The following is a 24666-nucleotide window of genomic DNA, read 5'->3' as shown; positions in this document are numbered from 1 at the left end:
AATTTTAGGCATTGATGGCTTTTTGGGCGTCATATTGCACAAATGCATAGCAGGCGCCTTTTCTTTGCACTGCACAAAGCACGTTCTCACGCCTATATAGGGTGCAAGCGCTGAGGCGGTAATCGTACCGCTCGCAAACAAGATACTGAGGACAAGATCATGAACCCGCTTCGCATTGCCAAGAACTGGATCAGCTACCGCCGCACTCTGAACGAACTCGGCAACCTCTCCAGCCAGACCCTGTCGGACATCGGCGTTAGCCGCTACGAAATCCGCAACATCGCTGCACGTTCTTTCCGTTAATCGGTATTGAACTGCAGACTGCCTCAAGACGGCGCCTTTCGGCGCCGTTTTTGATTCCAGCGCTATTTTCGGCTCCAGTCATTGCGCAAAGCAATTGGATCGCCGCGCTGCCCGTGATAATGACGCGCGCATGACACAGACCAGCTCTCACTCCCCTATCCACATCATCGGCGGCGGCCTTGCAGGCTCCGAAGCCGCCTGGCAGATCGCCAGCGCCGGCGTGCCCGTCATCCTGCACGAGATGCGTGGCGTGCGCGGCACCGAGGCACACAAGACCGACGATCTCGCCGAGCTGGTGTGCTCCAACTCGTTCCGCTCAGACGACGCCACGAGCAACGCGGTCGGCGTCATCCATGCAGAGATGCGCATGGCCGGTTCGCTGATCATGGCGTGCGCGGATCGACATCAGGTGCCGGCCGGTGGAGCCCTTGCTGTCGATCGCGACGGTTTTTCCGCAGCCGTAACCCAGGCGATCGCGAACCATCCGTTGATCACCGTTGTCCGCGAGGAAATCCAGGGATTGCCGCCCGAAGAATGGGACCAGGCGATCATCGCCACCGGCCCGCTGACCGCGCCCGGTCTTGCCAGCGCCATCCAGGCCGAAACGGGCGCCGATGCGCTTGCCTTTTTCGACGCCATTGCGCCGATCGTCTATCGCGACAGCATCAATATGGACATCTGCTGGTATCAGTCCCGCTACGACAAGGTCGGGCCGGGCGGCACGGGTAAGGACTATATCAACTGCCCGATGGACCAGGCCCAGTACAATGCCTTCCTCGATGCCCTGATTGCCGGTGACGCCGTGGGCTTCAAGGAATGGGAAGGCACGCCCTATTTCGACGGTTGCCTGCCGATCGAAGTCATGGCCGAGCGCGGACGCGAAACGCTGCGCCACGGTCCGATGAAGCCGATGGGCCTCACCAACTCGCATAACCCCACAGTCAAGGCCTATGCCGTGGTGCAGCTGCGCCAGGACAATGCCCTCGGCACGCTCTACAACATGGTCGGCTTCCAGACGAAGTTGAAATATGGCGCACAGGCAGAGATCTTTCGCCTGATTCCCGGCCTTGAGAATGCCGAATTCGCGCGGCTCGGCGGGCTGCATCGCAACACCTACATCAACTCCCCGACGCTGCTCGACCGCTCGCTGATGCTGAAGTCGCGACCGGGCCTGCGATTCGCCGGTCAGATCACCGGCTGCGAAGGCTATGTCGAAAGCGCCAGCATCGGGCTGCTTGCCGGACGCTTTGCCGCTGCGGAACGCAAGGGCGAAACACCATCGCTCCCGCCGGCTACGACGGCGCTCGGCTCATTGCTTAACCACATCACCGGCGGCCATATCGTCTCCGACGAGGAGCCAGGCAAGCGTTCGTTCCAGCCGATGAACATCAATTTCGGGCTTTTCCCGGAGTTGGAGCCGGGGTCGATCGTCAGACCGGAAGGCATCAAGCGCTTTCGCGGCAAGGACAAGACCATCATGAAGCGTCAGCTCATCGCCAAGCGCGCGCTTGGCGATTGCGCTCAATGGCTCGGCCTGCCGGCTCCTGCCCTTGCTGAAAGCGCCTGAGATCTCTCAGGCCTTGGCCGGCGGCATCAGCTGCGCCGGCTTGGCATTGTCGCCAGCCACATAATTGCCGAGCAGCCAAAGAGAGACTTCCGCCGCTTCTGCCGGAGTTGAGAATTCGAACGTTCCATTGTGATGGGGGGCATCGAGAAACTCGACCGCCAGACCACGACCAGTGCCCGAATCCCTGGCATGCGCCCGGCCGGGTTCGATCAGATGGACGCTGAAATGATTTCGCAGGCTGCGCATGAAGCCAGCCTTGTCGTCATGCAGGCGTACAAAGACCGCCTGCCCGTTGGCTGTCGTCTGCAGTTGCCTGATCGCCTCGGTTGGGAAAGCGCGGCCGAACTCGATGATCGCAAGTCCGGTATCGTGCAGACCGTCTTCCTTGTTCTGCGAAGCCATGCGCGTCGCGAAGAAAGCGAAGAAGACGACAATCGCGAAAAGTACGCACCAGACGATAATGCCCACGGCAGCTCCCCCTGAAAAATAAATCAAGTGCCCGCCCATCTCCATAAACGCCGAGACTTGCGCGAGCGTGATGTTATTTTAGATTTTCTTTGTAATAGAGGCCAGCGCCATGCGCATCTGCCGCCGCCATTGCGGCAGCGCCAGTGGATGGTCGAAGAGACCGGCTCCCAATCTCTGCGCTTTTTTCAAGACAGGCTCTGCAAGGGTTACGGGCAAGAAGGCTGGAAATACCGCAGGCGGTATCGTGCCTGCCGCCCTCGCCTTGGCCAGATGCTCACGGCCAAGACCCGCGAACGCCTCGATCGCGGCTGAAATGCGTGCCTTGTCCTCACCGGCTAGGAAACTATCCCGATCAAGGCCTGTTGCTGCGAGAATCTCGAGCGGCAGGTGGAGTTGGCCGCGATGGCGCTGGAGCGGCATCAACAGCAGCAAGCCGCCGATCGCCTGCGCGACGCCGGCATGGCCGGCAATATCAGCGGAACGCTTCGCCTCGTCCGGTGACAGGACCAGGCTCGCAAGCTGAATGAGGGCTGACGCCGTTTCCCCGGCATAACCCTCCAAATTGCCACGCGTCTCCATCGGATCGTCGTAGAGATCGAAGATGCGCGCGTCGATCATGTCGATCAACGTCTGGCGCGGCAGGCGGTATTGTTCAATCGTCGTCAGAAGTTCGGCGGCAATGGGATTGGCTTCGCTCGAGCCATGGGCCTGCCCTTCGAGGAGATCGCGCCAGTATTGCATTCGCACTTCGCCGGGCAATGGCTCATGCACGAGGTCGCGGACGCGGGCCAATTCGGCATTGAAGGCGTAAAGCGCGGCAAGTGCCGGGCGCTTTTCCTCCGGCGCCAACAGGCAGGCAAGATAACGATCGCGATCGGTATCTCGAAGCGTGGCGAGGCAGATGTCCCGATTGCTCCGCAGCGTAGCTGATGTCGTCATGTCGCGTGATCCGGAGGTCAAACTGCAATCAGCGCAGCAGCGACGGCACGCGACTCGGACAACATGATATTGAACGTGCGAACAGCCGCTCCCGTACTCATCGGGTCGGAGGAAATCTGCCGGGCGCGCAGGGCCGACTTCAGATCAGCCGGCAGAGGTCGCAGTTCCATGCCGGTGCCGACAAGCAGGACTTCGATCTGTGCGGCCTCGTCGAGCACCTTCTGGAAGCGATCCGGTGTCAGCGCGTCGCCCAACAGCATGTCCCAGCCGTAAATGCCCGAAGGCAGGCACAGCAGAGAGCCGCGATGCGACATGTCGGCGAAGCGGAAACCGCCATTGCCGTAAGCGTCGATCGGTGCGCGCCCGGGGAAATGCGCTTTCCGGATTTCTATACCTTTTGCCAATGTATCACACCGCTGGTTTGCCTGACTGAATGTCGCCGGCGGCGGGGCCTGAGCTTTCACCACCGGTTTGGAACTTGTCCGGCCGCAGCTTGAACAGGATCAGCACGGGCGCCGCAATATAAATCGACGAAAAAGTGCCGACTGCGACACCGAAAAGCAGCACGAAGGTGAAGGCACGGATCACTTCGCCACCGAAGATGTAGAGCGCGAGCAGCGCCAGAAGCGTCGTCGCCGATGTCAGAATGGTCCGCGATAGTGTCTGATTGATGGAGGCGTCGATCAGGATCGGCAAAGGCATCTGCGAATAGCGCTTGAGGTTCTCGCGCATGCGGTCATAGACGACAACGGTGTCGTTCAGCGAATAACCGACAATGGTCAGGATCGCGGCGATACTCGTCATGTTGAATTCCATGCCGGTCAGAACGAAGAGGCCGAGCGTCAGGATGACGTCGTGCAACGTCGCGATGATCGCGCCGACTGCGAACTGCCACTCGAAGCGCAGCCATATGTAAACGAGAATTGCAATCAAGGCTGCCAGCACGGCAAGAGAAGCCGTCGTGGTGATTTCACCGGAAACAGCGGGACCAACCACTTCCACGCGGGAGAAATCGTAATCCTTGCCCAATTCTTCGCGCACAAGGGTTACGGCCGATTGCTCGGCATTTTCGCCCCCCTCCTGGGCATGCACCCGGATGACCGCGCCGAGGCGATCGGCGATCCGCTCGACCCGCACATCCCCCGGGACGATATCCTGAAGACGTGACTGGATATTTACCGGGTCCACGAGGCCCTGTTTGGCGCGAACTTCGATGATGGAACCGCCGGCGAAATCGATGCCGAGATGCATGCCGATCGTCGCGAAGGCAACAAGTGTTGCAACCGACAGGGCGGCGGAAACCGTGAACGTATAACGCCGGATGCCCATGAAGCGGATGTTGGCATTGTCGAAAATGCCGCTGCGCACACCGACCAGGAGGGTGCGCGGCTTGCGGTGCGATATCCACATATCGATGAGCGAACGCGTCACGAAGCAGGAGGTGAAAAAAGTGGTGAACACGCCGATGATAAGGGTCGCGGCGAAACCACGCACCGAGCCGCTGCTGGCATAGAAAAGAATGGCCGCAACGATAAGCACGGTCAGATTGGCATCGGCCACGGTCGCGGCCGCCCGGTTGAAACCATGGCGCAACGCGTCAACGAGGAGATGCGTCTTCTTTTCTTCCTCACGCACGCGCTCATAGATCAGCACCAGGGCATCCAGCCCGATACCGATGATCAGGACGATAGCGGCGACTCCCGGCAGCGTCAGCGCTATGCCAAGCAACCCCATGATCGCCAACACCATGATGATGTTGATGATCAGCGCGATGGTCGCTGCAATGCCGAGCAGACGATAGAAGCCGATCATCAAGGCGGCGACGAAAACCGCGGCGGCGATGCAGGCTATGATGCCGTAACGCGCGGTTTCACCGCCGAGACCCGGCTGGATGGTCCGCTCCTCAACCGTTGTCAACGTCGCGGGCAAAGGCCCGCTCTTGATCATCACAGCCAGATCCTGGGCTCCTTGGGCCGTGAAATCTCCTGGAACATCAACCTCGCCCGTTGCGATCACGGTCTTCAGTGCGGCAGCAGAGATAACCTGATCATCAAGCACGACGACGATGACCCTGCCGAGATTGCTTGCGGTTGCTTGCGCGAACCGGTGGGCCGCTTCCTGCGTCAGCTTCACGGAGGTCGTGCCACCATTGTTCTGGCTGTTGACCACGGCAACGGCGTCGGCAAAATCCACATTGGAGAGGATGGGCTGGCGCTGCACGAGATAGCCGACCGGTGGGTCATCTTCGGAAAACATGACGTCGGTGCCGGCCGGCGGCTGGCCATCCATGGCATTCTGGACCGTCATCGATTGATCGACGAGGCGGAAGCTGAGCTGAGCTGGCTGACCGAGCAGGTTCTTCAACCGCTGCGGATCTGCGAGATCAGGCACCTGCACGATGATGCGATCCCGTCCCTGGCTGCGGATCAGAGGCTCGCCCACCCCAAGCTGTGCAATTCGGTTGCGAATGACCCGGATTGACCGGGCAACCGCCGCGGACACGTGACTGTCGATATCCGCATCGGTGATATCGAGTGTCAATGCGCCGGCGTCACCCTGGGAAAGCGTGATGGCCGGCTTGTCCGAGCCGGTGGTGAGCGGCCGCAATGCGGTTACCGCCGCCTGAACCTGCGCGGGATCATTGATGCGAAGCTGGATTTTCCGGCCGGTTCCGGTCAGGCCGGAATAGGCGACATTGACGATGCGCAATCGTGTTCCGACATCGCCAACGATGGCTTCCAGGCGGTCTTTCTCGACATCATCCCGTTCGATCTTGAGGAGGAGATGCGAGCCGCCGCGAAGATCGAGCCCGAGCTCGATCTTTCTGTGCGCCCACCATGTCGGAAGAGAGGAAAGAGCGCGCTCGCCAAGCAGGTTGGGAGCGGCAAGTAGCACGCTCAAGAGAACGACGAACCAGATCAGGGTGGTCTTCCACCAGGAGACGTGCAGCATCATTCTCTCGAGTTTGGGCTTCTCTACTGCGCCCCGCTTTTAGCAGGAAATGCGACGGGCGCAGTAACACCTTGAATTTGTGCATAATCCATCAAGAAAGTCGATTCCGATTTTCGAGGACATGCACAGGCCAGGCGAGCTGCCTGCACGAGAGAAGCTTACGCTGCGTCAGCCTTGACAGGCTCACCCTTGACGCGAACTTCCGAAATCGCACTGCGGACGACGCGGATGCGCACGCCGTCGGCAATCTCGACTTCGAGTTCCTTGTCGTCGATGACCTTCGTCACCTTGCCGACGATGCCGCTGGTGACGATCTGATCGCCGCGGCGAATGTTCTTCAAGATTTCGTCACGCTTCTTTGCCTGCGCACGCTGCGGACGGATGAGAAGGAAATACCAAACGACCATCAGCGGCACAAACAGGATGATCATTTCGAAACCGGAACCACCGAAGACACCGGCTGCCGAATCTGTCGCGCTCTGCGCATATGCGTTGGTAATAAACATCGAGAACTCCCTTGAACTCCTAGCGGGAACGGGCCCCGCGTCAGGTGGCCGGAATATAGTTACGCGCATGGCGATTGCAACAAAAACAGCCGCCAACCGTACCGTTTTCCCGGTCTCTTAGCCTTTCAGCTCCGGATGGAGCATGATACCCGGCAAGACAGCGCGCGCATTCTACGACTTTCTTGATCATTATTCAGGAGGAAAACGGTGACTGAAAACCAAAACGCCCTGATCCTTGCCGAAGTCCGCCGCCTCGCCGACGCGGTTGAACGTCTGGCCGGCCCTGCTCCGGCTGTCAACGATTGGAACGCTGCCGACTGCTTCGTCTGGGCGCCTACCCGGCTCCATTTGCAACCAGTTCCGCGGCCAAACCGGGTGGCGCTCACGCTCATTCGCGGCGTCGATCACGTCCGCGATATTCTGCACGAGAACACACTGCGCTTTGCCGACGGCTTTGCCGCCAACAACGTCCTGCTCTGGGGCGCGCGCGGCATGGGCAAATCCTCGCTCGTCAAGGCGGTGCACGAGGATGTACGCCGCGCCACGGGCATCTCGCTCAAATTGATCGAGGTGCATCGCGAAGATATCTCGTCGCTGCCGGTGCTGCTCGATATATTGAAGGCTGCGCCGCACCGCATCATCATCTTCTGCGATGACCTATCCTTCGATCACGACGATACTGCATACAAATCGCTGAAGGCAGCGCTGGACGGTGGTGTCGAGGGGCGGCCGGACAACGTGTTGTTCTACGCGACGTCCAACCGTCGGCATCTGCTGCCGCGGCATATGATGGAAAACGAGCAATCGACGGCGATTAATCCGTCCGAGGCCGTGGAGGAGAAGGTCTCTCTTTCCGATCGCTTCGGCCTTTGGCTCGGTTTCCACAAGTGCAGCCAGGAAGACTATCTGGTGATGATCGATGCCTATGCCGATCATTTCAAGCTGGACCTCGATCGGGCGCGGATGCACCACGAGGCACTGGAATGGGCAACCACGCGCGGCGCCCGATCTGGCCGCGTCGCCTGGCAATATATCCAGGATCTGGCCGGACGGCTGCGTATCGTGCTTGATCGGGACTGATCTCAGCTCTCCAGGCCTCAAACGACAAAAAGCCCGGTGATCACCGGGCTTTTTGCAGAGTCCTTGAGATGCACTACCTATTCAAGGAACGTCATCGGGTTGATCGGAGCCGAATTCTTTCGGACTTCGAAGTGTAGCTGCGGCTGGCTGACATTGCCGCTCATGCCAGAGGTTGCGAGCGTCTGGCCGCGCTGAACCTTTTGGCCGCGGGTGACGCTGAGCGCATCGGCGTGGCCGTAGACCGTGACGGTGCCGTCGTCGTGACGGACGAGAACCGTATTGCCAAGCTCCTTCAGGCCGTTGCCTGCATAGATGACGACGCCGTTTTCGGCAGCCTTGACCGGCGTGCCCTCTGGAACGGAGATGTCGATACCGTCATTGCGGCTGCCGTTGACGTTGGCACCGTAGCCGGCGATGACCGCACCACGAACCGGCCAGCGATATTTGCCGATACCGGTTGCCTCAGGCGCATCTGCCTGCGCGTCGGATTTGGCCGCGTCATTGATCGACTGGCTCGGAGAAGCGGAAGCGACCACCTGCGGCTTGGAGGTATCGGCTGGCGCGTCTGCATGAGCGACGACCTTGGGCGCTTGCTTTGCAACCGGCTCTGCAGTCGGCTTGGCGGAAATCTTCTGCGGCTCGATGGAAGCCGTCTTGACCGGGTCGGCAGCAGCGACGCCACCATGCGGCAATGCCAAGGCCTGACCGATGCGAACGCTATCGCCAGCCTTCATATTATTGGCCCGCTTCAATTCGGCAACCGTTACGCCGCTTTCCTTAGCAATCCTGGCAAGAGAATCACCCGGCTTGACGACATAGGTACCCTTCGGTGCCGGACCTTTGCCGTTACCGGCAGCAAGCTTGTTCGGGTCAGCAAGACCAGCCTGGGACTTGCCGCGCATCTGACCGTTGGACGGCAGCGCAAGCGCATCTTGCTGCGGAGCCTTGCCCGGGCCGGGCATCTTGCCGTCCTTGGAAAGATCGGTGGCTTCCGAAGCCATCTTGGCCGGGCTGGAGGCGCCCGCACCGTTCATGGTGGGGATGACGATCTGCTGGCCTGGCTGTGCGCCAGCGCCGTTGCGCAAGCCGTTTGCACGCAGGATTTCCTTTTCCGGCACACCATAGCGGCGCGACAGCAGCGCGATGTTTTCGCCCTGATGCAGCGTCACGCTCGGAGCGTTGACCGTGGTCCAGCCCGGAGACATTTGCGGCGCAGCGGCGGTCTTGATCGTACCCGTCGACAATGTGTCAGGCGCAAGAGCCGGAGCATTGCGGGAACCATTGTTGTTGTGCGAAGCGGGGAATGGCTGGGCCATCGCTTCATTTTCGGCCCTGGAGCCATTGCGCGGACGGCCGGCGTCGGCCGATGCGCCGGGAGGCGCAAGATCGGAACGCTGGATTGCGACAGGCGCGGTCGATGCCCGAGCGCTGGAGTAGGACGGATTATAGCGAGCCGGCGAATTCGGGTAGGGTTGCGTTACCGGTGCGCTCTGCTGCGAATAATCCTGCTGACCATAACCGCCAGCCTGAGCAACATCGGCCCTCGGCACCGGATCGCCATCCGGACCATTCAGACTGCGCCGGTTGATGGAACCGGTCGTCACATTATCCGTGTTTTTGGAGAAGAGCCCGCTGAAGCGGGTTGTGTCTGAACTACAAGCCGTTGCAGTGCTCGCCAGAAGAATTGCCACTAGGACTTTCCCTGCCGATTTACCGAAGTTTGAAGAAAGACTGAAACCCATGACTCGACCCACTTAAGACGCAACCGTTTATGGGTCGATTAAAGCGCGTTAATCTTACCATGCGGTTAAAGCACTGGTGCGGCATGTGTATTTTTGAGGAATTGCTAACCATAGAAACGAGACGGCCTCTCTTGCGGCCGTTTCATCGGCATCAAGCCGGCTTGAGTTTCAAAGATAGGAGGCGAGCAGCGGCACGATCGGTTGGTAGGGAACGTCGAACAGTTCCTCGCGCTCGAATCGGCTGCCGGTCTTCGTCAGACGCACCAGACGGCAAACATCGTCGGACATGATGAGTGGTGCAATCATGGATCCGCCCGACACCAGCTGCTCGGCATAGAAGCGCGGCATGGTCGTGAAAGCGGCAGTTACCAGGATGCGGTCGAAGGTGCCCTCACCCTGCAGCCCAGCGCTGCCGTCGGCCTGGCGAATGATGACATTGCGCAGCCCAAGCGCATCCATGCGCTGCTGCGCCGCCGTCGTCAGCGTCTTGTAGCGGTCGACCGTCAGCACCCGCTCGACGATCCGCCCCATGACTGCAGCGGTAAAACCACTGCCGGTTCCGATTTCAAGAACCCTGTGGCCCGGCTTGATCTTGAGGCTGTGAAGAATGCGAACGACCAGATCCATACCTTCCATGAAGGCACCGCATTCGATGGGAATGGTCCGGCTGGAATAGGCATCGTCGACGAACTGCGCGGGCACGAAAGGCAGGCGCGGCGTCTGCTCGACCGCCGTCATCAGATCGATATCCAATATGCCTTCCGCCCGCAGCCGCAGAACCACGGCTGCAAAGCCTTCCTTTTCCACCAAACGAGGTGTCAATGCGCTACTCCATACCAAGCGCCCGCGCCACGCGGTCCTGCGCCGAATAATCCGTCAGATCGAGTTTCAAAGGCGTTACCGAAATCCGATTTTGTTTCAACGCCTGGATATCGGTTCCCGGCCGGAAGATACCGCTGCGTTCGCCGAATTTCAGCCAATAATATGGAAAGCCACGACCGTCGGCGCGCTCTTCCACCTGAACGTTGAAGGCAAGGTTGCCTTGTGCCGTCACTTCCGTCCCGGCGACATCATCCGGGCGGCAATTCGGGAAATTCAGGTTCAGGAACGTGCCGTCAGGCAGATCCACATTCAACAATTTGCCGAGCAGCGCCGGTGCATGGGCTTCGGCCACGTCCCAAGGGACGATCCGGGCGCCGTTTTCGTAGACATAAGCCTGGCTCAGTGCAAAGGAACGAACACCCTGCAGCGTGCCTTCGATCGCGCCGGCGATGGTTCCGGAATAGGTGACATCATCGGCGACGTTCGAGCCGGAATTGACACCCGAGAGAATGATATCCGGTTTCCTGTCCAGAACCTGGCGGATAGCCATGATGACGCAATCGGTCGGGGTACCGCGCAGCGCGAAATGCTTGTCGGAAACCTTGCGCATGCGCAGCGGCTCGGAAAGGCTGAGCGAATGAGCAAGGCCGCTCTGATCGGTCTCGGGTGCCACGACCCAGACGTCGTCAGACAGCGTGCGGGCGATACGTTCCAATGCGGCCAGCCCTTCGGCGTGAATGCCATCGTCATTGGTCAGAAGTATGCGCATCGCCCCACCGCCTTGTTATTTATGCCGCTTTCTCGATCCTCTTCACACCACCCATATATGGCAGCAGTGCGTCCGGGACAGTGACGGAGCCATCGGCGTTCAGATAATTCTCAAGGACCGCGATCAGGCAGCGACCGACGGCCGTGCCGGAGCCGTTCAGTGTGTGAACGAACTTCGTGCCCTTGTCGTCCTTGCCGCGATAGCGCGCATTCATGCGCCGGGCCTGAAAATCACCGCAGACCGAGCAGGACGAGATTTCGCGATAGGTATCCTGCCCCGGCAGCCAGACTTCGAGGTCATAGGTCTTGCGGGCGCCAAAGCCCATATCGCCCGTCGACAACGTCATGAGGCGGTAATGCAGACCAAGGCGTTTCAGCACCTCCTCGGCACAGGCCGTCATGCGCTCGTGCTCGACAATGGAGCTTTCGGCGTCGGTGATCGACACCAGCTCGCACTTCCAGAACTGATGCTGGCGCAGCATGCCGCGCGTATCGCGGCCAGCGGAGCCCGCTTCCGAGCGGAAGGACGGCGTCAGCGCCGTGAAGCGAAGCGGCAGCTTCTCCTGATCGAGAATTTCGCCGGAGACCAGATTGGTGAGGGTCACTTCGGCTGTCGGGATCAGCCAGCGCCCGTCCGTGGTCTTGAAAAGATCTTCGGCGAATTTCGGCAACTGGTTCGTACCGAACAGGGCTTCGTCACGCACCAGCAATGGCGCGCTGACTTCGGTATACCCATGCTCGCTGGTATGGAGATCGAGCATGAACTGGCCGAGCGCCCGCTCAAGGCGCGCCAGCTGCGAGGTCAGCACCGTGAAGCGCGAACCGGAAAGCTTCGCGGCGCGCTCGAAATCCATGTAGCCGAGCTCTTCGCCGATGTCGAAATGCTCTTTCGGCGGATGGTTCCAGGTCGGCTTGGCGCCCCAGGCATGTTTGACGACATTGTCGTGCTCGTCCTTGCCGACAGGCACATCGTCAAGCGGGATGTTCGGAATGCGTGACAGCGCGTCGTTAAGCTCGGCCGTCAGCACGCGCTCCTGCTCTTCCGCGGCAGGCAGCGAAGTCTTGATGTCGGCGACTTCTGCCTTCAGTCTTTCGGCAAGCTCGGTGTTCTTTTGCCCCATGGCCGCGCCGATCTCCTTCGAGGCGGCGTTGCGGCGGGACTGCATATCCTGGACGGACTGAACAACGGAGCGGCGCTTCTCGTCGAGCGCGATGAGGCCTTGCGACAGAGGCTCCGCACTGCGCTTGGCAAGCGCTGCATCGAGGGCCTCGGCATTCTCACGAATCCATTTGATATCAAGCATCGTCGTTCCAGGTCGTTACACATGACTATAGCTCCGACCGAAATATCGGTCGGAGATCGATCCGGCAACCTCTATGGAAGAACGATCATGATCCGTCGCTCAGACATTATCCGTCTTGGCGACATCGGACGTCTCGTCATTCTCTTCAAGCGTCTGCCGGGCACGCTGGCGTTCCACGAGTCGCGCCGCGTAGATGGAAATCTCGTAGAGAAGGATCGTCGGCACTGCAAGGCCGATCTGAGACATCGGATCCGGCGGCGTCAGCACGGCGGCGACGATGAAGGCGAAGACGATCGCGAATTTGCGCTTCTGCGCAAGCCAGGCCGAGCTCACCAGGCCGACACGGGCCAGCAGCGTCGTGATGACGGGCAGCTGAAAGACGAGGCCGAAGGAAAGGACCAGTGTCATGATCAGGCTCAGATATTCCGAGACCTTAGGCAACAACGCGATGCCCACCTGGCCATCGGCCGGCGCCTGCTGCATCTTCAGGAAGAACCACATGACCATGGGGCAGAAGAAGAAATAGACGAGCGCCGCGCCCATGAGAAACAGCACCGGCGAGGCGATCAGAAACGGCAGGAATGCCGCGCGCTCGTTCTTGTAGAGGCCAGGCGCCACGAACTTGTAGATCTGGGCGGCGATGATCGGGAAGGCGATGACCAGCGCGCCGAACATGGCGACCTTCACCTGGGTGAAGAAGAATTCCTGCGGCGCGGTATAGATCAACTCGGCCTTGCTGAGATCGAGCCCGGCCCAGACCACAGCCCATTTGTAGGGATAGACCAGATAATTGAACAGATGCTTCGCCACGGCAAAGCATCCGATAAAGGCGATGAAGAACGCCACCAGCGACCAGATCAGTCGCGAACGCAGTTCCATGAGGTGTTCGATAAGCGGCTGCGGCTTATCGTTGATATCACCCGTCATGCCTGGTCCTTCTTTTTCGGCGTTGTCTTGCTTGCTGTAGCGCGCTTGCTGGGAGCTGCAGGCGTTTTCTCTACGGCAGCGACGGCGACCTTGCGTGGCGCGCGCTTGGGTTTTTCGGTAACGACGGGTGTCTGGACTGCTGCCGCGGCGACATCATCGACCTTTGCAGCCGGCTTGGCGCGCGGCTTCCTCGGCTTTACAGCAGTCTCGCTCGCAACGGCGACCGGTTGCGGCGTGGGGGCGGCGACCGGCGGCGGATTGCTCGGCGCGGAGGCCGCGGAAAGCGCTTCGGGCAAGCCTGTCGATACACCCGGCACCGGCTCGTCCGGCAAGGGTGTGGCAGCAACGGCCGGTTTATCCGGCGTCGCCGAACGCTGCAGATCAGCCTTTATCTCGTTGCCCATTTCGCGCAGCGGATTCATGGCTTCACGCAATGAATTGACCGGATTGAGCTTCTGGGCATCCGAGATCGTCTGGCGCACGTCGTCCAGCTCTGCCTCGCGCATGGCCTCGTCGAACTGCGCGCGGAAATCACCCGCGACCTTCCGGGCTCTCGCCGTCATCTTGCCGATGGTCCGCAAGGTTGCTGGAAGCTCCTTTGGACCAATGACCACCAAGGCCACGACGGCAATAATTACCAGCTCGGACCAGCCTATATCGAACATGCAAAGGCTCCTGGGCCAACGGCAAGCCTTTCGGCCTCCGCCTGCCCGACATGTTTACTTCGTTTCGTCAGCCTTGTGCTCGACCGTGCGGGACGTCGTCGTCGCCGAGGTCGGCTGCGGCTGGGCCGAAGTATCCTCGTCGTCGTTCATGCCTTTTTTGAAGCTCTTGATACCCTTGGCGACGTCACCCATCAGTTCCGGGATCTTTCCACGGCCGAACAACAACAGCGCGATGGCCAGGACGATGAGCCAGTGCCATATGCTTAGAGAACCCATTGCGATAACTCCCGATTTCAATGTCATCCCGATGTAAGACGTTTATTGATGTTTTTCAAACAACAAAATTCGGTACATCCACGTATATCAGGATGTGGAACGCCGATAGCGGCGACCAAACGTCTCCAACTCAAGGGGATGATTTCTATATTCGCATCTGCTGATGGCGAAAGAGAGACCGGCTACCGGTTCCTGAAAGAAATTCGCTGGAGCCAAACCCGGCGCGATCAACCGCCGGAGGCGCCGATATCAGCTTCAATCGCCCGAAGTCGCTCCACTGGGCGGTAGCAGACCGAGCTCCTCCAGATCCAGATGCGTGATCGGATCTTCATCCTCGGTGAGTTCGTCGCTCATCAAGGGGGATGGGATATTGAAATTGGCGGGGATGCGGCCAGACAGAAGCCCCGCGCCCTTCAACTCTTCGAGACCGGGCAGATCGCGCAGCTCCTCTAGGCCGAAATGATCGAGAAAATCACGCGTGGTGCCGAGTGTGACCGGCCGGCCGGGGGTGCGTCGGCGACCACGGAAGCGAACCCAGCCCGATTCCATCAAAACGTCGAGCGTGCCCTTTGACGTCTGTACGCCTCTGATATCTTCGATCTCAGCGCGCGTCACCGGCTGGTGATAGGCGATGATGGCAAGCACTTCCAGGGCGGCACGGGAGAGCTTGCGTACCTCGCTGTCATCGCGCCGGATCACGAATGAGAGATCGGCGGCCGTCCGGAAAGCCCAGGCGCCATCCACCTGCACGAGGTTGACGCCGCGCATCGCATAATCGGCCTTAAGTTTCTGCATCACGGCAGCAACATCAATGCCATCGCCAACACGCTCGGCAATGAACGCTTCGGAGACCGGTTGAGCCGAAGCAAAAACCAGCGCTTCGGCAATGCGCTCCGCCTCGCCGACGCGACGATCGTCGATCTCGGGCGTGGTCGTCTCGTATTCCATGCTCTGCTGATCGTCCTGCGGCTCGGTCACGCTTGCATCCTACCCTATTCCGCCGCCTCGAGCGAACCATGCTTCGGCCCGCGCCGCATATATAATGGCTGAAAGGCGCCTTCCTGGCGTATCTCCAGCTGCCCTTCGCGCACTAGCTCAAGCGAAGCCGCAAAGGCGCTGGCGATGGCCGTTACACGGTCGCTGGCGCTGACCATATAGCGCAGCAGATAGTGCTCCAAAGCGGTCCAATCGGTGATTTCTCCGATCATCCGGTCCAGGATCACCCGGGCATCGGCAAGCGACCAGACGCTGCGCTTTTCGATCGTCACCTGCGTGACGGCCTGCCGCTGGCGCAGGCCGGCATAGGCCGTCAGGAGGTCGTAAAGGCTGGCATCGAAGGCGGATTGACGCCGATCGGGAATATGTTCGGGCGCGCCGCGAGCGAAGATATCGCGGCCGAGGCGATTGCGGTTGACGAGATTGGATGCCGCATCGCGCATGGCTTCGAGGCGCTTCAGGCGGAAGGCAAGCGTTGCCGCCATCTCCTCACCCGTCGGGCCGTCTTCCTTGCTCTGCTGCGGAATGAGCAACTTGGATTTGAGATAGGCCAGCCACGCGGCCATGACGAGATAATCGGCCGCAAGCTCGATGCGGATGCGCCGCGCAGTCTCGATGAACTGCAGATATTGCTCGACGAGCGCCACGACGGAAATGCGCGAGAGGTCGACCTTCTGCGTGCGAGCCAGATGCAACAGCAGATCCAGCGGTCCTTCGAAGCCGGCGATATCGACGACCAGAGCCGGCTCGTGCGAGCCGCGCTCTCCCTCGCCCTCCTGCCAGATCTTGTCCATCGGCGTTGCCGCCTGCTGAAGCTTTTCCGTGCCGCTCACCTTGTTCACTCGTCAGATCCTCGGAGTTCGGTTAGGCCACCGCAAACATTGCGTCAAATTCGGCGCGAATCGCCGCCTCGTTCGCGTTGTCAGCATGGCCGAATGCTGCTTCCACTGCCTTGACCCTTGCAAGCGCCGCACCGGCCAAAGGCGGAACGTTGCGCACGACCTCTAGCATCTCGTTCATGACGCCATTGCAATGCAGCACGATATCGCAGCCGCCGGCAATAATATTTGCCGCACGCTCGCCGATCGTACCCTTCAGCGCGTTCATCGATGTATCATCCGACAAAAGCAGGCCCTGGAAGCCGATATGGCCGCGAATGATCTCTTCGATCACCTTGCGAGATGTCGTTGCAGGGTTGGTCGGATCGATATCGGTGAAGACGACGTGGCACGTCATCGCCATCAGCTCATCCTTCAGCGCCACGAAAGGCACAAAATCATGCGCCTCCAGTTCCGCACGCGGAACGGAGACCACAGGCAATTCGTGATGCGAATCCGCAAAGCCGCGGCCATGACCGGGCATATGCTTCATCACGGGCAGGACACCGCCGGCCTTCAGGCCCTCCGCCGCAGCACGCCCCATTTCCGTTACCGTCACCGGATCGCCGCCATAGGCGCGATTGCCGATGACATTGCTCGATCCCTCCACCGGAACATCCAGCACTGGCAGGCAATCGACATTGATGCCGAACTTCAGCAAATCGAAGGCATGAAGCCGCGACATCAGCCATGCAGCGCGCAGACCACGCCCGCGATCCTGCCGATAAAGGTCGCCCAGAGCCTGTCCCGAGGGATAATGCTGCAGGATCGGCGGGCGAATGCGCTGCACCCTGCCACCTTCCTGGTCGATAAACACCGGCGCGTCGCGTCCGACACTCTCACGCAGGGACGCAACCAGATCGGCGATCTGCGCCGGCTCGGAAATATTGCGTCCAAACAGAATGAAGCCCCATGGCTGCTCCCCCTGATAGAAGGAACGCTCTTCGGGCGTGATGGTATGGCCGCTGCAGCCAAGGATCATGGATTTCGATTCGGTCATATCCGAATCATAGAGACTGACGCCGCGAAACGCGAGTGAGGTCAAGCCGAGATACACAGGAACAAGGTACCTCAAATGAAAACGGCGGGTTTATACCCGCCGTTTTCAGAGAGTTCAGCGCCTGATGCTTATTTCGAAATCAGGCAGGTGCCACCAGCGGTGCGGTACCGTTCGCAAATCGCTGCAGCTTCATCCTTCGAGCCGGCGACGACGCGGACACGATAGTAGGTGCCCTTACCGGCGATATCGGCCTTGCGGATTTCCAGCGGATGATTGCCGATGACGCTGGCGAACTTCACCTTCAGGTTAGCCTGCGACTTCTGCGCGTCGGCTTCGGTCGGGAGCGAGGCGATCTGGACACCGTAGGCGCCGCTGCTGCCAGCGGAAGCTGCCGGAGCGGCCTGGCTCGTCGCCGGGCTAGCCGAAGCAACCTGCTGCGGCTGAGCCTTGGCGGGCGTCTCACGCGGTGCAATTGCGGTGTTCGCCGCCTTGGAAGACTCCGGACGCGCGGTCGGCAGCGGAGTCGTCTTGACGACGCGGATCGGCGTGCTTTCGGCACTTGCCGCATCGTCGTTCGCAGGCTGCGTTGCCGCCGGCTGGGCATTTGCATTGGACGGGGTCGGGTCGGCCAATGCCACCTGATTGTTCGCTGTGGGCTTGGCTGCGGCGGTCGTCGTCTTGTCGACGGCAGCGGGAGCCGGCTCGTCACGCGGAACCAGCGAACCGTCAGGCTTGACGATCATCGTGCGCACCTTGCGCGGCGACACGGCAGGCACCTGACCGTCGTCATTGGACGCTACGTTGGTATTGCCGCCATTCTGGTTCGGCAGCAAGCGCGGATCCTGGGTGTCGCCGGCCGGGGTCGGTGTCACCTGGTCAGCGCTGCCGTCATCCGGAGATATGGATTCGGGGATCAGCGTCTTCTGAACGACATCGACAGGCTGTTCGTTGGAGGAGACCAATTCCTTCTGCTTCGGCGCAGCGGTGCTGTCGCCCGCCACGCGGTCATAGACGGCCTTGTCCTGATTCGGCACAACGGTGCCGCCCGGATTTTCCGGGGCGACCTTCACCGGATCGGCATCGGCCGTGATAACACGCGGCTCGCCGGAGAAGCTGGAGATCGGCGCCCCATGGCGGACCCAGCTGTAAGCACCGTAAGCGCCCACACCGAGCACCACGATGACGGCAGCAGCGGTTGCCATGCCGCGCACCGAGCGAGCCGGGCGACGGCTGCCAGCCGCCGGGTTCAGCGTCATCCGAGCAACGTTTTCAACCGGGGCGGACGCCTCGCGATAGCTGCGGCGGAAATCCTCCTCAAGCGCGCGCTCGAACTCGTCGAATTCTTCGATCGGCTGCTTGGCAGTCGTTGCTGCCGGTTGGGCGGCGGCATTCTTCGACCACGATGCAGCGGCGGCGGCGCCACCGAATGCAGCGGCGGCAGAGGGCTTGAACGGCTCCTGTGCTGCTTCCTTCGGTGTACCGAGAAAGTTCGCCATTTCGGAATCGATGTCGAAATCATATTCCGGCGGAACAACGATCGGCTCTTCGTGCTCGATCGCCGGCAGGTGCGGAACGTGCGAATCTTCGAAGGTTTCGACGCGCTCTTCCGTATCGGAGATTTCCGTCGGGTCGAAGGGTAACGCCTGATCAGCATCGAATGCAGGTACAGCGCTGCGTGCGGCAGCAACCGGTGCGGCCTGCAGCGGCTGCGGCGCCACAGCGGCGGCGACAGGAGCAGCAGGAGCCGGCATGACCGGCGTAGCACGAGAAACGATCGGCTCGGGAGCCGAAGCGACAGGAGCCTTGTTTGCTTCGGCGAAATCGAGCTCTGCAAGCTCCATCTCGATATCGGCAAGATCGAACTCGAAGTCCTGACCCGCAAACGGGTCTTCGGCACCGAAGGTGATCGACGCAGGCTCTTCATGCTGCGGAGCAGCGGCTGCGGCAGGCGCAACCGGCTGTTCATCGAACGACGGATGGAAATCCCCGAAAACAGGCTCGACATTCGCTGCCGGCACATTCGCTCTCGGCGGCACGGGATAGCGATCCACGTCCGCGAGCAGAGCATCTATCTCGGCAGAAAGTGCGGCCGCATCGACATTCGGAGCCTTCAGCGGCTCGGGCGCCCTGTCGACCACAGGAGCAGGTTGCGGCGCGACGACAGGCTGCGGCTGGTAGACCGGTTCGGCCGCCTTGGCTGGCGCAAAATCGATGGCCATCTCATCGAACATTGCTTCCACGGGAGCAGCTGGCGCCACCGGAGGAGCAATAGGACGGGCGACGGCTGGCGGAGACTGCTCGCGCTGGGCGGACGCAGATGCCAGCGTGAAATTGGCAAGCGGCAACCGCACGGTGGCGGCGGCAGATTGCGGTATCTTGGCGACCGGGGGCGCCGCCGGCACGGCTGGCGGAGGCGATGCGATAACCGCCTGCATAGCCGGCGCTATCGACATTTCCAGCTCTTCGATCAGATCGCGAGCACCCAGGCTCGGCTTGACCGGCGCCACAGGCTGTGGCGGCGCTTCAAATTCAGGCTCGACCCGCACCGGTTCTGCGGTAGGGAGCGAGGCCTGAACCTGCTCGACGGGAGACACTTGCTCGGTCGGAGCAGCAGTGTCATTTGCCGGATTCATACGCGGCGTATCGTAGCGCTCGAATTCGCGAAGGAGCTCGTCCTCAAGATTGAAGGCGGGCTCTTGCCGTTGAGCTGGAGGAGCGGCCTGAGCAGCGGGGCGCGGCTCAAAACCTACGATGCGGGCGAGTTCAGCGAGCGGATCATCATCCGCAAAGAGCTCGTCGTTTCCGCTTGCGCGATACGCCAACTGTTTTTCTGCCATCACCCGTTCCACTCGCAAACGCTACAGTTAAATGCCAGCGCAATGTGGGTAAATGGTGACGTTTATCGCATTTCATCCGGTGCTGCGGTCCCGGTTATACCAAGACCCGACTTCAAAACCGACGCGACAGCGTACACCAGCCCAAGTCTGGCAATGCTCAATTCTCGGTTCTTATCGTTAACAAATCGTAATTCAGGTAAATCTTTACCTTTATTCCAGTGTCCATGGAAGGAACTTGCTAGATCGTAAAGGTAAAACGCGATGCGATGGGGCTCCTGCGACTGTGCCGCAGCTTCAACGATTCGCGGAAATTCCGCAATCTTGGCGATGAGCTGCAGTTCGGCCGGATCGGAGATCGCACCGACGACGGACTTGGCCAGATCGAGCGAGGCGATATCGAGATCCGGGAAGGCCTCCTTGGCCTGCCGGAAGACCGACATGCAGCGGGCGTGCGCGTATTGCACGTAGAAGACCGGATTGTCCTTTGATTGCTCGGTGACCTTGGCAAAATCGAAATCCAGCGGCTCGGAGCTCTTCCGGTAGAGCATCATGAAACGCACGGAATCGCGACCGACTTCGTCCACCACGTCACGCAAGGTAACGAAGTTGCCGGCGCGCTTCCCCATTTTCACCACTTCACCGTTGCGAAGCAATTTAACGAGCTGGCACAGCAGCACTGTCAGCTTGGCCTTGCCCTCTGACACACCACGCGCCACGGCCTCTAGCCGCTTGACATAGCCGCCATGATCGGCGCCGAGGATATAGATCATCTCGTTGAAGCCGCGGTCATACTTGTTCTTGAAATACGCGACATCTGCCGCAAAATACGTATAGGAGCCGTCTGACTTGATCAGCGGACGATCAATATCATCACCGACCTCGGTCGAGCGAAACAGCGTCTGCTCGCGATCTTCCCAATCCTCAGGCAATTGTCCCTTCGGCGGCGGCAGCGCGCCCTTGTAGACATAACCTTTGAAAGTCAGGTCATTGATCGCGGTCCTAATCAATGCTGCACCGTTGGCGTGCAGCGTCCGTTCTGAGAAGAACACGTCGTGATGGACATTTATCGCCGCCAGATCCTCTCGGATCATCGCCATCATTGCATCGATCGCACGGTCCTTGACGATGGGCAGCCATTGCTCTTCCGGCATACCCCGCAACTTGCTGCCAAATTCCTCGACCAAAGCTTCGCCGACCGGAACCAAGTAATCGCCGGGATAGAGACCAGCGGGAATCTCACCGATTTGCTCCCCAAGTGCCTCGCGGTAACGCAGGAAAACCGAACGCGCCAGCACGTCGATCTGACCGCCGGCATCGTTGATGTAGTATTCTTTGGTCACGTCATAGCCGGCAAAGCCAAGCAGATTCGCCAGTGCGTCGCCAACAACGGCGCCGCGGCAATGCCCGACATGCATCGGGCCGGTCGGGTTGGCCGAAACATATTCGACATTGACCTTCTGGCCCAAGCCTAGAGTCGAACGGCCGAATTGACCGGACTCAGAGATCATCGTCGACAGCAGGCGCTGCCAGTAGCCGACGGAAAGGCGGATATTGATGAAGCCCGGCCCGGCGACCGAAACCTCGGCGACATCGGCATCTTCCTTCAACTTCGCTACGATAATCTCGGCCAGCGCGCGCGGATTTGTACCGAGCGCCTTGGACAACACCATGGCCGCGTTGGTGGCGACATCGCCATGACTGGCGTCTCTCGGCGGCTCCACACCGACACGACTGAAGTCGAGCTCAGATCGCTTTTCTCGCACAATATCAATTTGCTCGAGAGCGTTCTTAATTCTTACTTCGAAGTCGGTGAAAAGGTTCATGATATCGTCCACACGTAGCTTGGGCGAGCCGCTATCGGCCCGACGCCGCCGCTGCCTAGCGCAAATCGGGAGTCTGGTCAAACAGGCGCTTATGGGCGCTGATGGCATAGGTGTCCGTCATGCCGGCCAGATAGTCGCCGACATGACGCGCCTTGGCGGCGACGGCAAGGCCTGCGATATGATCGACCCAATAGTGGCTCTGCATCTCCTTGGGATTGTCCATATAGGCGTGGAATAGATCTGTAACGATCTGCGCTGCCCCGGTGCGGATGCGCATAATATCGGGGTGCCGATAGATGCGTTTGAACAGCATCTGCTTGATCTGCTTGTCGGTTTCGGCCATTTCGGGCGAGAAAGTCGCGACCACCCGGCCGGCGCCGCGGATATCGGCAACGCTGCCAGGTCTGATTTCGGCAAGTGCGCGCTGCGATACCGCAATCACGTCCTCGACCATGCGGGTGATCTGCCGGCGCATGATTTCATGGGTGAAGCGGCTCGGCTCCAGATGCGGATAACGCGCCCTCACCTCTGCCATGAGCCCGGAGAGAAACGGCACCTCCTCCAGCATGTCGAAGGTCAGGTAGCCGGAGCGAAGGCCGTCATCGATGTCATGCGTATTATAGGCGATATCGTCGGCGATCGCCGCAACCTGTGCCTCCAGGCTGGCGTAGGAGGCAATTTCGAGGTCGTGGATTTCGCAATAATCCAGGATCGGCTGCGGCACCGGGCCGCGGGTGCCCTTGCCATCCGGCGTCATCAGCGGACCGTTGTGCTTGACCAGACCCTCGAGCGTCTCCCAGGTGAGATTGAGCCCGTCGAAATCGGCATAGCGCCGCTCGAGCTTCGTCACAATGCGCAGCGACTGCGCATTGTGATCGAAGCCGCCATAGGGCTGCAGCATCTCGTGCAGCGCATCCTCGCCAGTATGCCCGAAAGGTGTATGGCCGAAATCGTGAACCAGCGCCACGCCCTCCGCCAGATCTTCATCCAGCTTCAGGGCGCGCGCCAAGGCACGCGCAATCTGCGCGACTTCGATCGTATGCGTCAGGCGGGTACGATAGTGATCGCCATCCTGGGCAATGAAGACCTGCGTCTTGTGCTTGAGCCTTCGGAAAGCGGTCGTGTGAACAATTCTATCGCGGTCGCGCTGGAATTCGGAGCGCGTCGGGCTCGAACCCTCATCGTAAAGCCGCCCCCGCGATGCCCATGGATTGGTCGCATAAACTGCCTTCTCACCATACCCGAAACCCAATGCATGCGTATCGATCGTCATCATCAATCCATTTCGGCATTTCGCCCCGTGCATCCAGGCGCACGACGGTCGCTTCATTTCACCCCATCAATGGCTTTCCTTCCAACATGGAGGAACCCACCCATTGACGCCGCTTTACAGCCTTCATACCTATAGACAAGAAAACAGCAAAATGGCGCGCGGCTCAACCGCGAAACCAGAGCTGTCACCGGCCTGACTTTCATGATAAAGGCTATGGATATCAGCCGTTTGAAAGTTCGACGGCCAATTGGTTCTCTCCGGATCTTGACCCCGGCAGGAGGAAGACATGACTGAGACAGGCGTAACCCTATCGGATGCCGCAGCAAAGCGAATCGCTGCGATCGTCGGCGCGGAATCCGGCAAACAGGCACTTCGCGTTGCCGTTGAAGGCGGTGGCTGTTCCGGATTTTCTTATAAATTCGATCTCGCCGAAGGCCCCGAGGATGATGATATCGTTGTCGAAAAAGGCGATGCCAAGGTGCTGATCGATCAGATGTCGCTGATCTATATGGCCGGTTCCGAGATCGATTTCGTGGATAACCTGCTCGGGCAATCTTTTCAGATCAAGAATCCGAACGCTGTTGCAAGCTGCGGCTGCGGCACCAGTTTTGCGATCTGACCCCTCCTCTTTTCCACAGCTTGATCACCGGCTCGGAGCCTTTGCTCCGGGCCGGTTTTCACATGGGCTGTAGTCAAGTCGTTCCGCTGCGGATACAAAAGGACGAAGCAACGGAATGAGCTGTCCATGAAAATCGCCACCTGGAATATCAACGGCGTCAAAGCGCGCATCGAGAACCTCTGCCAATGGCTGAAGGATTCGAGCCCGGACATCGTTTGCCTTCAGGAGATCAAGACGGTCGACGAAGGCTTTCCGCGCCTGGAGATCGAAGCGCTCGGCTATCATGTCGAGACACACGGGCAAAAAGGCTTCAACGGCGTTGCGATTCTCTCCAGGACCAAGCCTGACGAAGTGACGCGCGGCCTGCCCGGTGACGACAGCGATGAACAATCCCGCTTCATGGAGGCAGTGTTTTCCATCGAAGGACACGGCGCATTGCGGGTCTGCTGCCTCTATCTGCCAAACGGCAATCCGGTCGATACGGAAAAATATCCGTACAAGCTTGCCTGGATGGAACGTCTGCGGAAGTTCGCCGGAGATCGTCTGGCGCTGGAAGAGCCGATCGTCCTTGCCGGCGACTACAACGTCATTCCCGAACCGCATGATTGCTTCGACCCGAAGGTATGGGAAAACGACGCCCTGTTCCTGCCGCAGACGCGGCGAGCTTTCCGCCAGCTTGAACATCTCGGCTTCACCGATGCTGTTCGCGCGACCACGGATGCGATCAAGCTCTATTCATTCTGGGATTATCAGGCCGGCGCCTGGCCGAAGAATAACGGCATCCGCATCGATCACCTGATGCTGTCGCCGGAAGCTGCCGATCGCCTGACGTCGACTGCAATCGAAAAGCATGTACGCGCCTGGGAAAAACCTTCGGACCACGTCCCGGTCATGGCGCATCTCGATTTCAACCACTAGGCT

At 60.0% G+C, this 24666-nt stretch carries 23 protein-coding genes; 5 read left to right on the top strand and 18 right to left on the bottom strand.

The window, feature by feature from the left end:
• Nucleotides 1-159 precede the first annotated feature (159 nt).
• Both ACQZ6F_RS16860 and trmFO read left to right on the top strand, forming a co-directional pair.
• Entirely contained in the window at nucleotides 160-303 is a 144-nt protein-coding gene (locus ACQZ6F_RS16860) for a DUF1127 domain-containing protein (RefSeq protein WP_015339701.1), read from the top strand.
• Nucleotides 304-433: 130 nt separating this feature from the next.
• On the top strand, nucleotides 434-1870 hold the full coding sequence (gene trmFO, locus ACQZ6F_RS16855) for a methylenetetrahydrofolate--tRNA-(uracil(54)-C(5))-methyltransferase (FADH(2)-oxidizing) TrmFO (protein ID WP_077469927.1): 1437 nt from the start codon (nucleotides 434-436) through the stop codon (nucleotides 1868-1870).
• A 6-nt stretch (nucleotides 1871-1876) separates the two neighbouring features.
• On the opposite strand, the gene ACQZ6F_RS16850 is transcribed toward trmFO, so the two are convergent.
• The 5 genes from ACQZ6F_RS16850 to yajC all read right to left on the bottom strand — a co-directional run bounded on the left by ACQZ6F_RS16850 (nucleotide 1877) and on the right by yajC (nucleotide 6735).
• Nucleotides 1877-2338, bottom strand: coding sequence for a hypothetical protein (locus tag ACQZ6F_RS16850; protein ID WP_449093306.1), 462 nt, complete (start codon nucleotides 2336-2338; stop codon nucleotides 1877-1879).
• Between the two features lie 78 nt (nucleotides 2339-2416).
• Nucleotides 2417-3277, bottom strand: coding sequence for a phytoene/squalene synthase family protein (locus ACQZ6F_RS16845; protein WP_449093307.1), 861 nt, complete (start codon nucleotides 3275-3277; stop codon nucleotides 2417-2419).
• Between the two features lie 17 nt (nucleotides 3278-3294).
• The gene (locus ACQZ6F_RS16840) at nucleotides 3295-3681 is read right to left on the bottom strand and encodes an Mth938-like domain-containing protein (RefSeq protein ID WP_449093308.1); all 387 of its coding nucleotides are present in this window, start codon (nucleotides 3679-3681) and stop codon (nucleotides 3295-3297) included.
• 4 nt (nucleotides 3682-3685) lie between these two features.
• On the bottom strand, nucleotides 3686-6229 hold the full coding sequence (gene secDF / locus ACQZ6F_RS16835) for a protein translocase subunit SecDF (protein WP_449093309.1): 2544 nt from the start codon (nucleotides 6227-6229) through the stop codon (nucleotides 3686-3688).
• A 158-nt stretch (nucleotides 6230-6387) separates the two neighbouring features.
• On the bottom strand, nucleotides 6388-6735 hold the full coding sequence (gene yajC, locus ACQZ6F_RS16830) for a preprotein translocase subunit YajC (protein WP_068386251.1): 348 nt from the start codon (nucleotides 6733-6735) through the stop codon (nucleotides 6388-6390).
• 207 nt (nucleotides 6736-6942) lie between these two features.
• Between yajC and ACQZ6F_RS16825 the strand changes: the two genes are divergently transcribed.
• Nucleotides 6943-7815, top strand: coding sequence for an ATP-binding protein (locus tag ACQZ6F_RS16825; RefSeq protein WP_449093310.1), 873 nt, complete (start codon nucleotides 6943-6945; stop codon nucleotides 7813-7815).
• A 77-nt stretch (nucleotides 7816-7892) separates the two neighbouring features.
• Here ACQZ6F_RS16825 and ACQZ6F_RS16820 read toward each other — a convergent pair whose 3' ends face one another.
• The 13 genes from ACQZ6F_RS16820 to ACQZ6F_RS16760 form a co-directional block, all read right to left on the bottom strand.
• Nucleotides 7893-9557: a peptidoglycan DD-metalloendopeptidase family protein gene (locus ACQZ6F_RS16820; RefSeq protein ID WP_449093311.1), complete on the bottom strand. Its 1665-nt coding sequence runs from the start codon at nucleotides 9555-9557 to the stop codon at nucleotides 7893-7895.
• A gap of 168 nt (nucleotides 9558-9725) precedes the next feature.
• A complete protein-coding gene (locus ACQZ6F_RS16815) occupies nucleotides 9726-10379 on the bottom strand; it encodes a protein-L-isoaspartate(D-aspartate) O-methyltransferase (RefSeq protein WP_077469793.1) in 654 nt (217 codons plus the stop codon).
• A gap of 4 nt (nucleotides 10380-10383) precedes the next feature.
• Nucleotides 10384-11148 (bottom strand): 5'/3'-nucleotidase SurE, encoded by a 765-nt coding sequence (gene surE, locus ACQZ6F_RS16810; protein WP_077469792.1) that lies wholly within the window; start codon nucleotides 11146-11148, stop codon nucleotides 10384-10386.
• Nucleotides 11149-11167: 19 nt separating this feature from the next.
• Complete coding sequence (gene serS / locus ACQZ6F_RS16805; protein WP_449093312.1) at nucleotides 11168-12451, bottom strand: serine--tRNA ligase; 1284 nt, start codon at nucleotides 12449-12451, stop codon at nucleotides 11168-11170.
• 99 nt (nucleotides 12452-12550) lie between these two features.
• A complete protein-coding gene (gene tatC / locus ACQZ6F_RS16800) occupies nucleotides 12551-13378 on the bottom strand; it encodes a twin-arginine translocase subunit TatC (RefSeq protein WP_449093313.1) in 828 nt (275 codons plus the stop codon).
• Nucleotides 13375-14043, bottom strand: a complete 669-nt coding sequence (gene tatB, locus ACQZ6F_RS16795; RefSeq protein ID WP_449093314.1) for a Sec-independent protein translocase protein TatB — start codon at nucleotides 14041-14043, stop codon at nucleotides 13375-13377. Before tatB ends, tatC begins: the two co-directional genes overlap by 4 nt.
• A 54-nt stretch (nucleotides 14044-14097) precedes the next feature.
• Complete coding sequence (locus ACQZ6F_RS16790) at nucleotides 14098-14319, bottom strand: twin-arginine translocase TatA/TatE family subunit (protein WP_068386228.1); 222 nt, start codon at nucleotides 14317-14319, stop codon at nucleotides 14098-14100.
• Nucleotides 14320-14574: 255 nt separating this feature from the next.
• Nucleotides 14575-15267, bottom strand: coding sequence for an SMC-Scp complex subunit ScpB (gene scpB, locus ACQZ6F_RS16785; protein ID WP_449093696.1), 693 nt, complete (start codon nucleotides 15265-15267; stop codon nucleotides 14575-14577).
• A 44-nt stretch (nucleotides 15268-15311) separates the two neighbouring features.
• Nucleotides 15312-16157: a segregation and condensation protein A gene (locus ACQZ6F_RS16780; protein ID WP_449093315.1), complete on the bottom strand. Its 846-nt coding sequence runs from the start codon at nucleotides 16155-16157 to the stop codon at nucleotides 15312-15314.
• Nucleotides 16158-16179: 22 nt separating this feature from the next.
• On the bottom strand, nucleotides 16180-17193 hold the full coding sequence (gene nagZ, locus ACQZ6F_RS16775; RefSeq protein ID WP_449093316.1) for a beta-N-acetylhexosaminidase: 1014 nt from the start codon (nucleotides 17191-17193) through the stop codon (nucleotides 16180-16182).
• A 128-nt stretch (nucleotides 17194-17321) separates the two neighbouring features.
• The gene (locus tag ACQZ6F_RS16770) at nucleotides 17322-20030 is read right to left on the bottom strand and encodes an SPOR domain-containing protein (RefSeq protein ID WP_449093317.1); all 2709 of its coding nucleotides are present in this window, start codon (nucleotides 20028-20030) and stop codon (nucleotides 17322-17324) included.
• Between the two features lie 62 nt (nucleotides 20031-20092).
• A complete protein-coding gene (gene argS, locus ACQZ6F_RS16765; RefSeq protein ID WP_449093318.1) occupies nucleotides 20093-21853 on the bottom strand; it encodes an arginine--tRNA ligase in 1761 nt (586 codons plus the stop codon).
• 55 nt (nucleotides 21854-21908) lie between these two features.
• Nucleotides 21909-23126, bottom strand: a complete 1218-nt coding sequence (locus tag ACQZ6F_RS16760) for a deoxyguanosinetriphosphate triphosphohydrolase (protein WP_449093697.1) — start codon at nucleotides 23124-23126, stop codon at nucleotides 21909-21911.
• A 286-nt stretch (nucleotides 23127-23412) separates the two neighbouring features.
• Between ACQZ6F_RS16760 and erpA the strand changes: the two genes are divergently transcribed.
• Both erpA and xth read left to right on the top strand, forming a co-directional pair.
• Nucleotides 23413-23745 (top strand): iron-sulfur cluster insertion protein ErpA, encoded by a 333-nt coding sequence (gene erpA, locus ACQZ6F_RS16755; protein WP_068386214.1) that lies wholly within the window; start codon nucleotides 23413-23415, stop codon nucleotides 23743-23745.
• A 126-nt stretch (nucleotides 23746-23871) separates the two neighbouring features.
• Nucleotides 23872-24663 carry an exodeoxyribonuclease III gene (gene xth / locus ACQZ6F_RS16750; RefSeq protein ID WP_449093319.1) on the top strand — a complete coding sequence of 264 codons (792 nt, stop codon included), beginning with the start codon at nucleotides 23872-23874 and terminating at the stop codon, nucleotides 24661-24663.
• The last annotated feature ends 3 nt before the right edge of the window (nucleotides 24664-24666 follow it).

The sequence above is a fragment of the Rhizobium sp. A22-96 genome (genome assembly GCF_053521805.1).
Note: the sequence above shows the minus strand (reverse complement) of the source record. Positions and strands in the feature narration are given on the sequence as shown.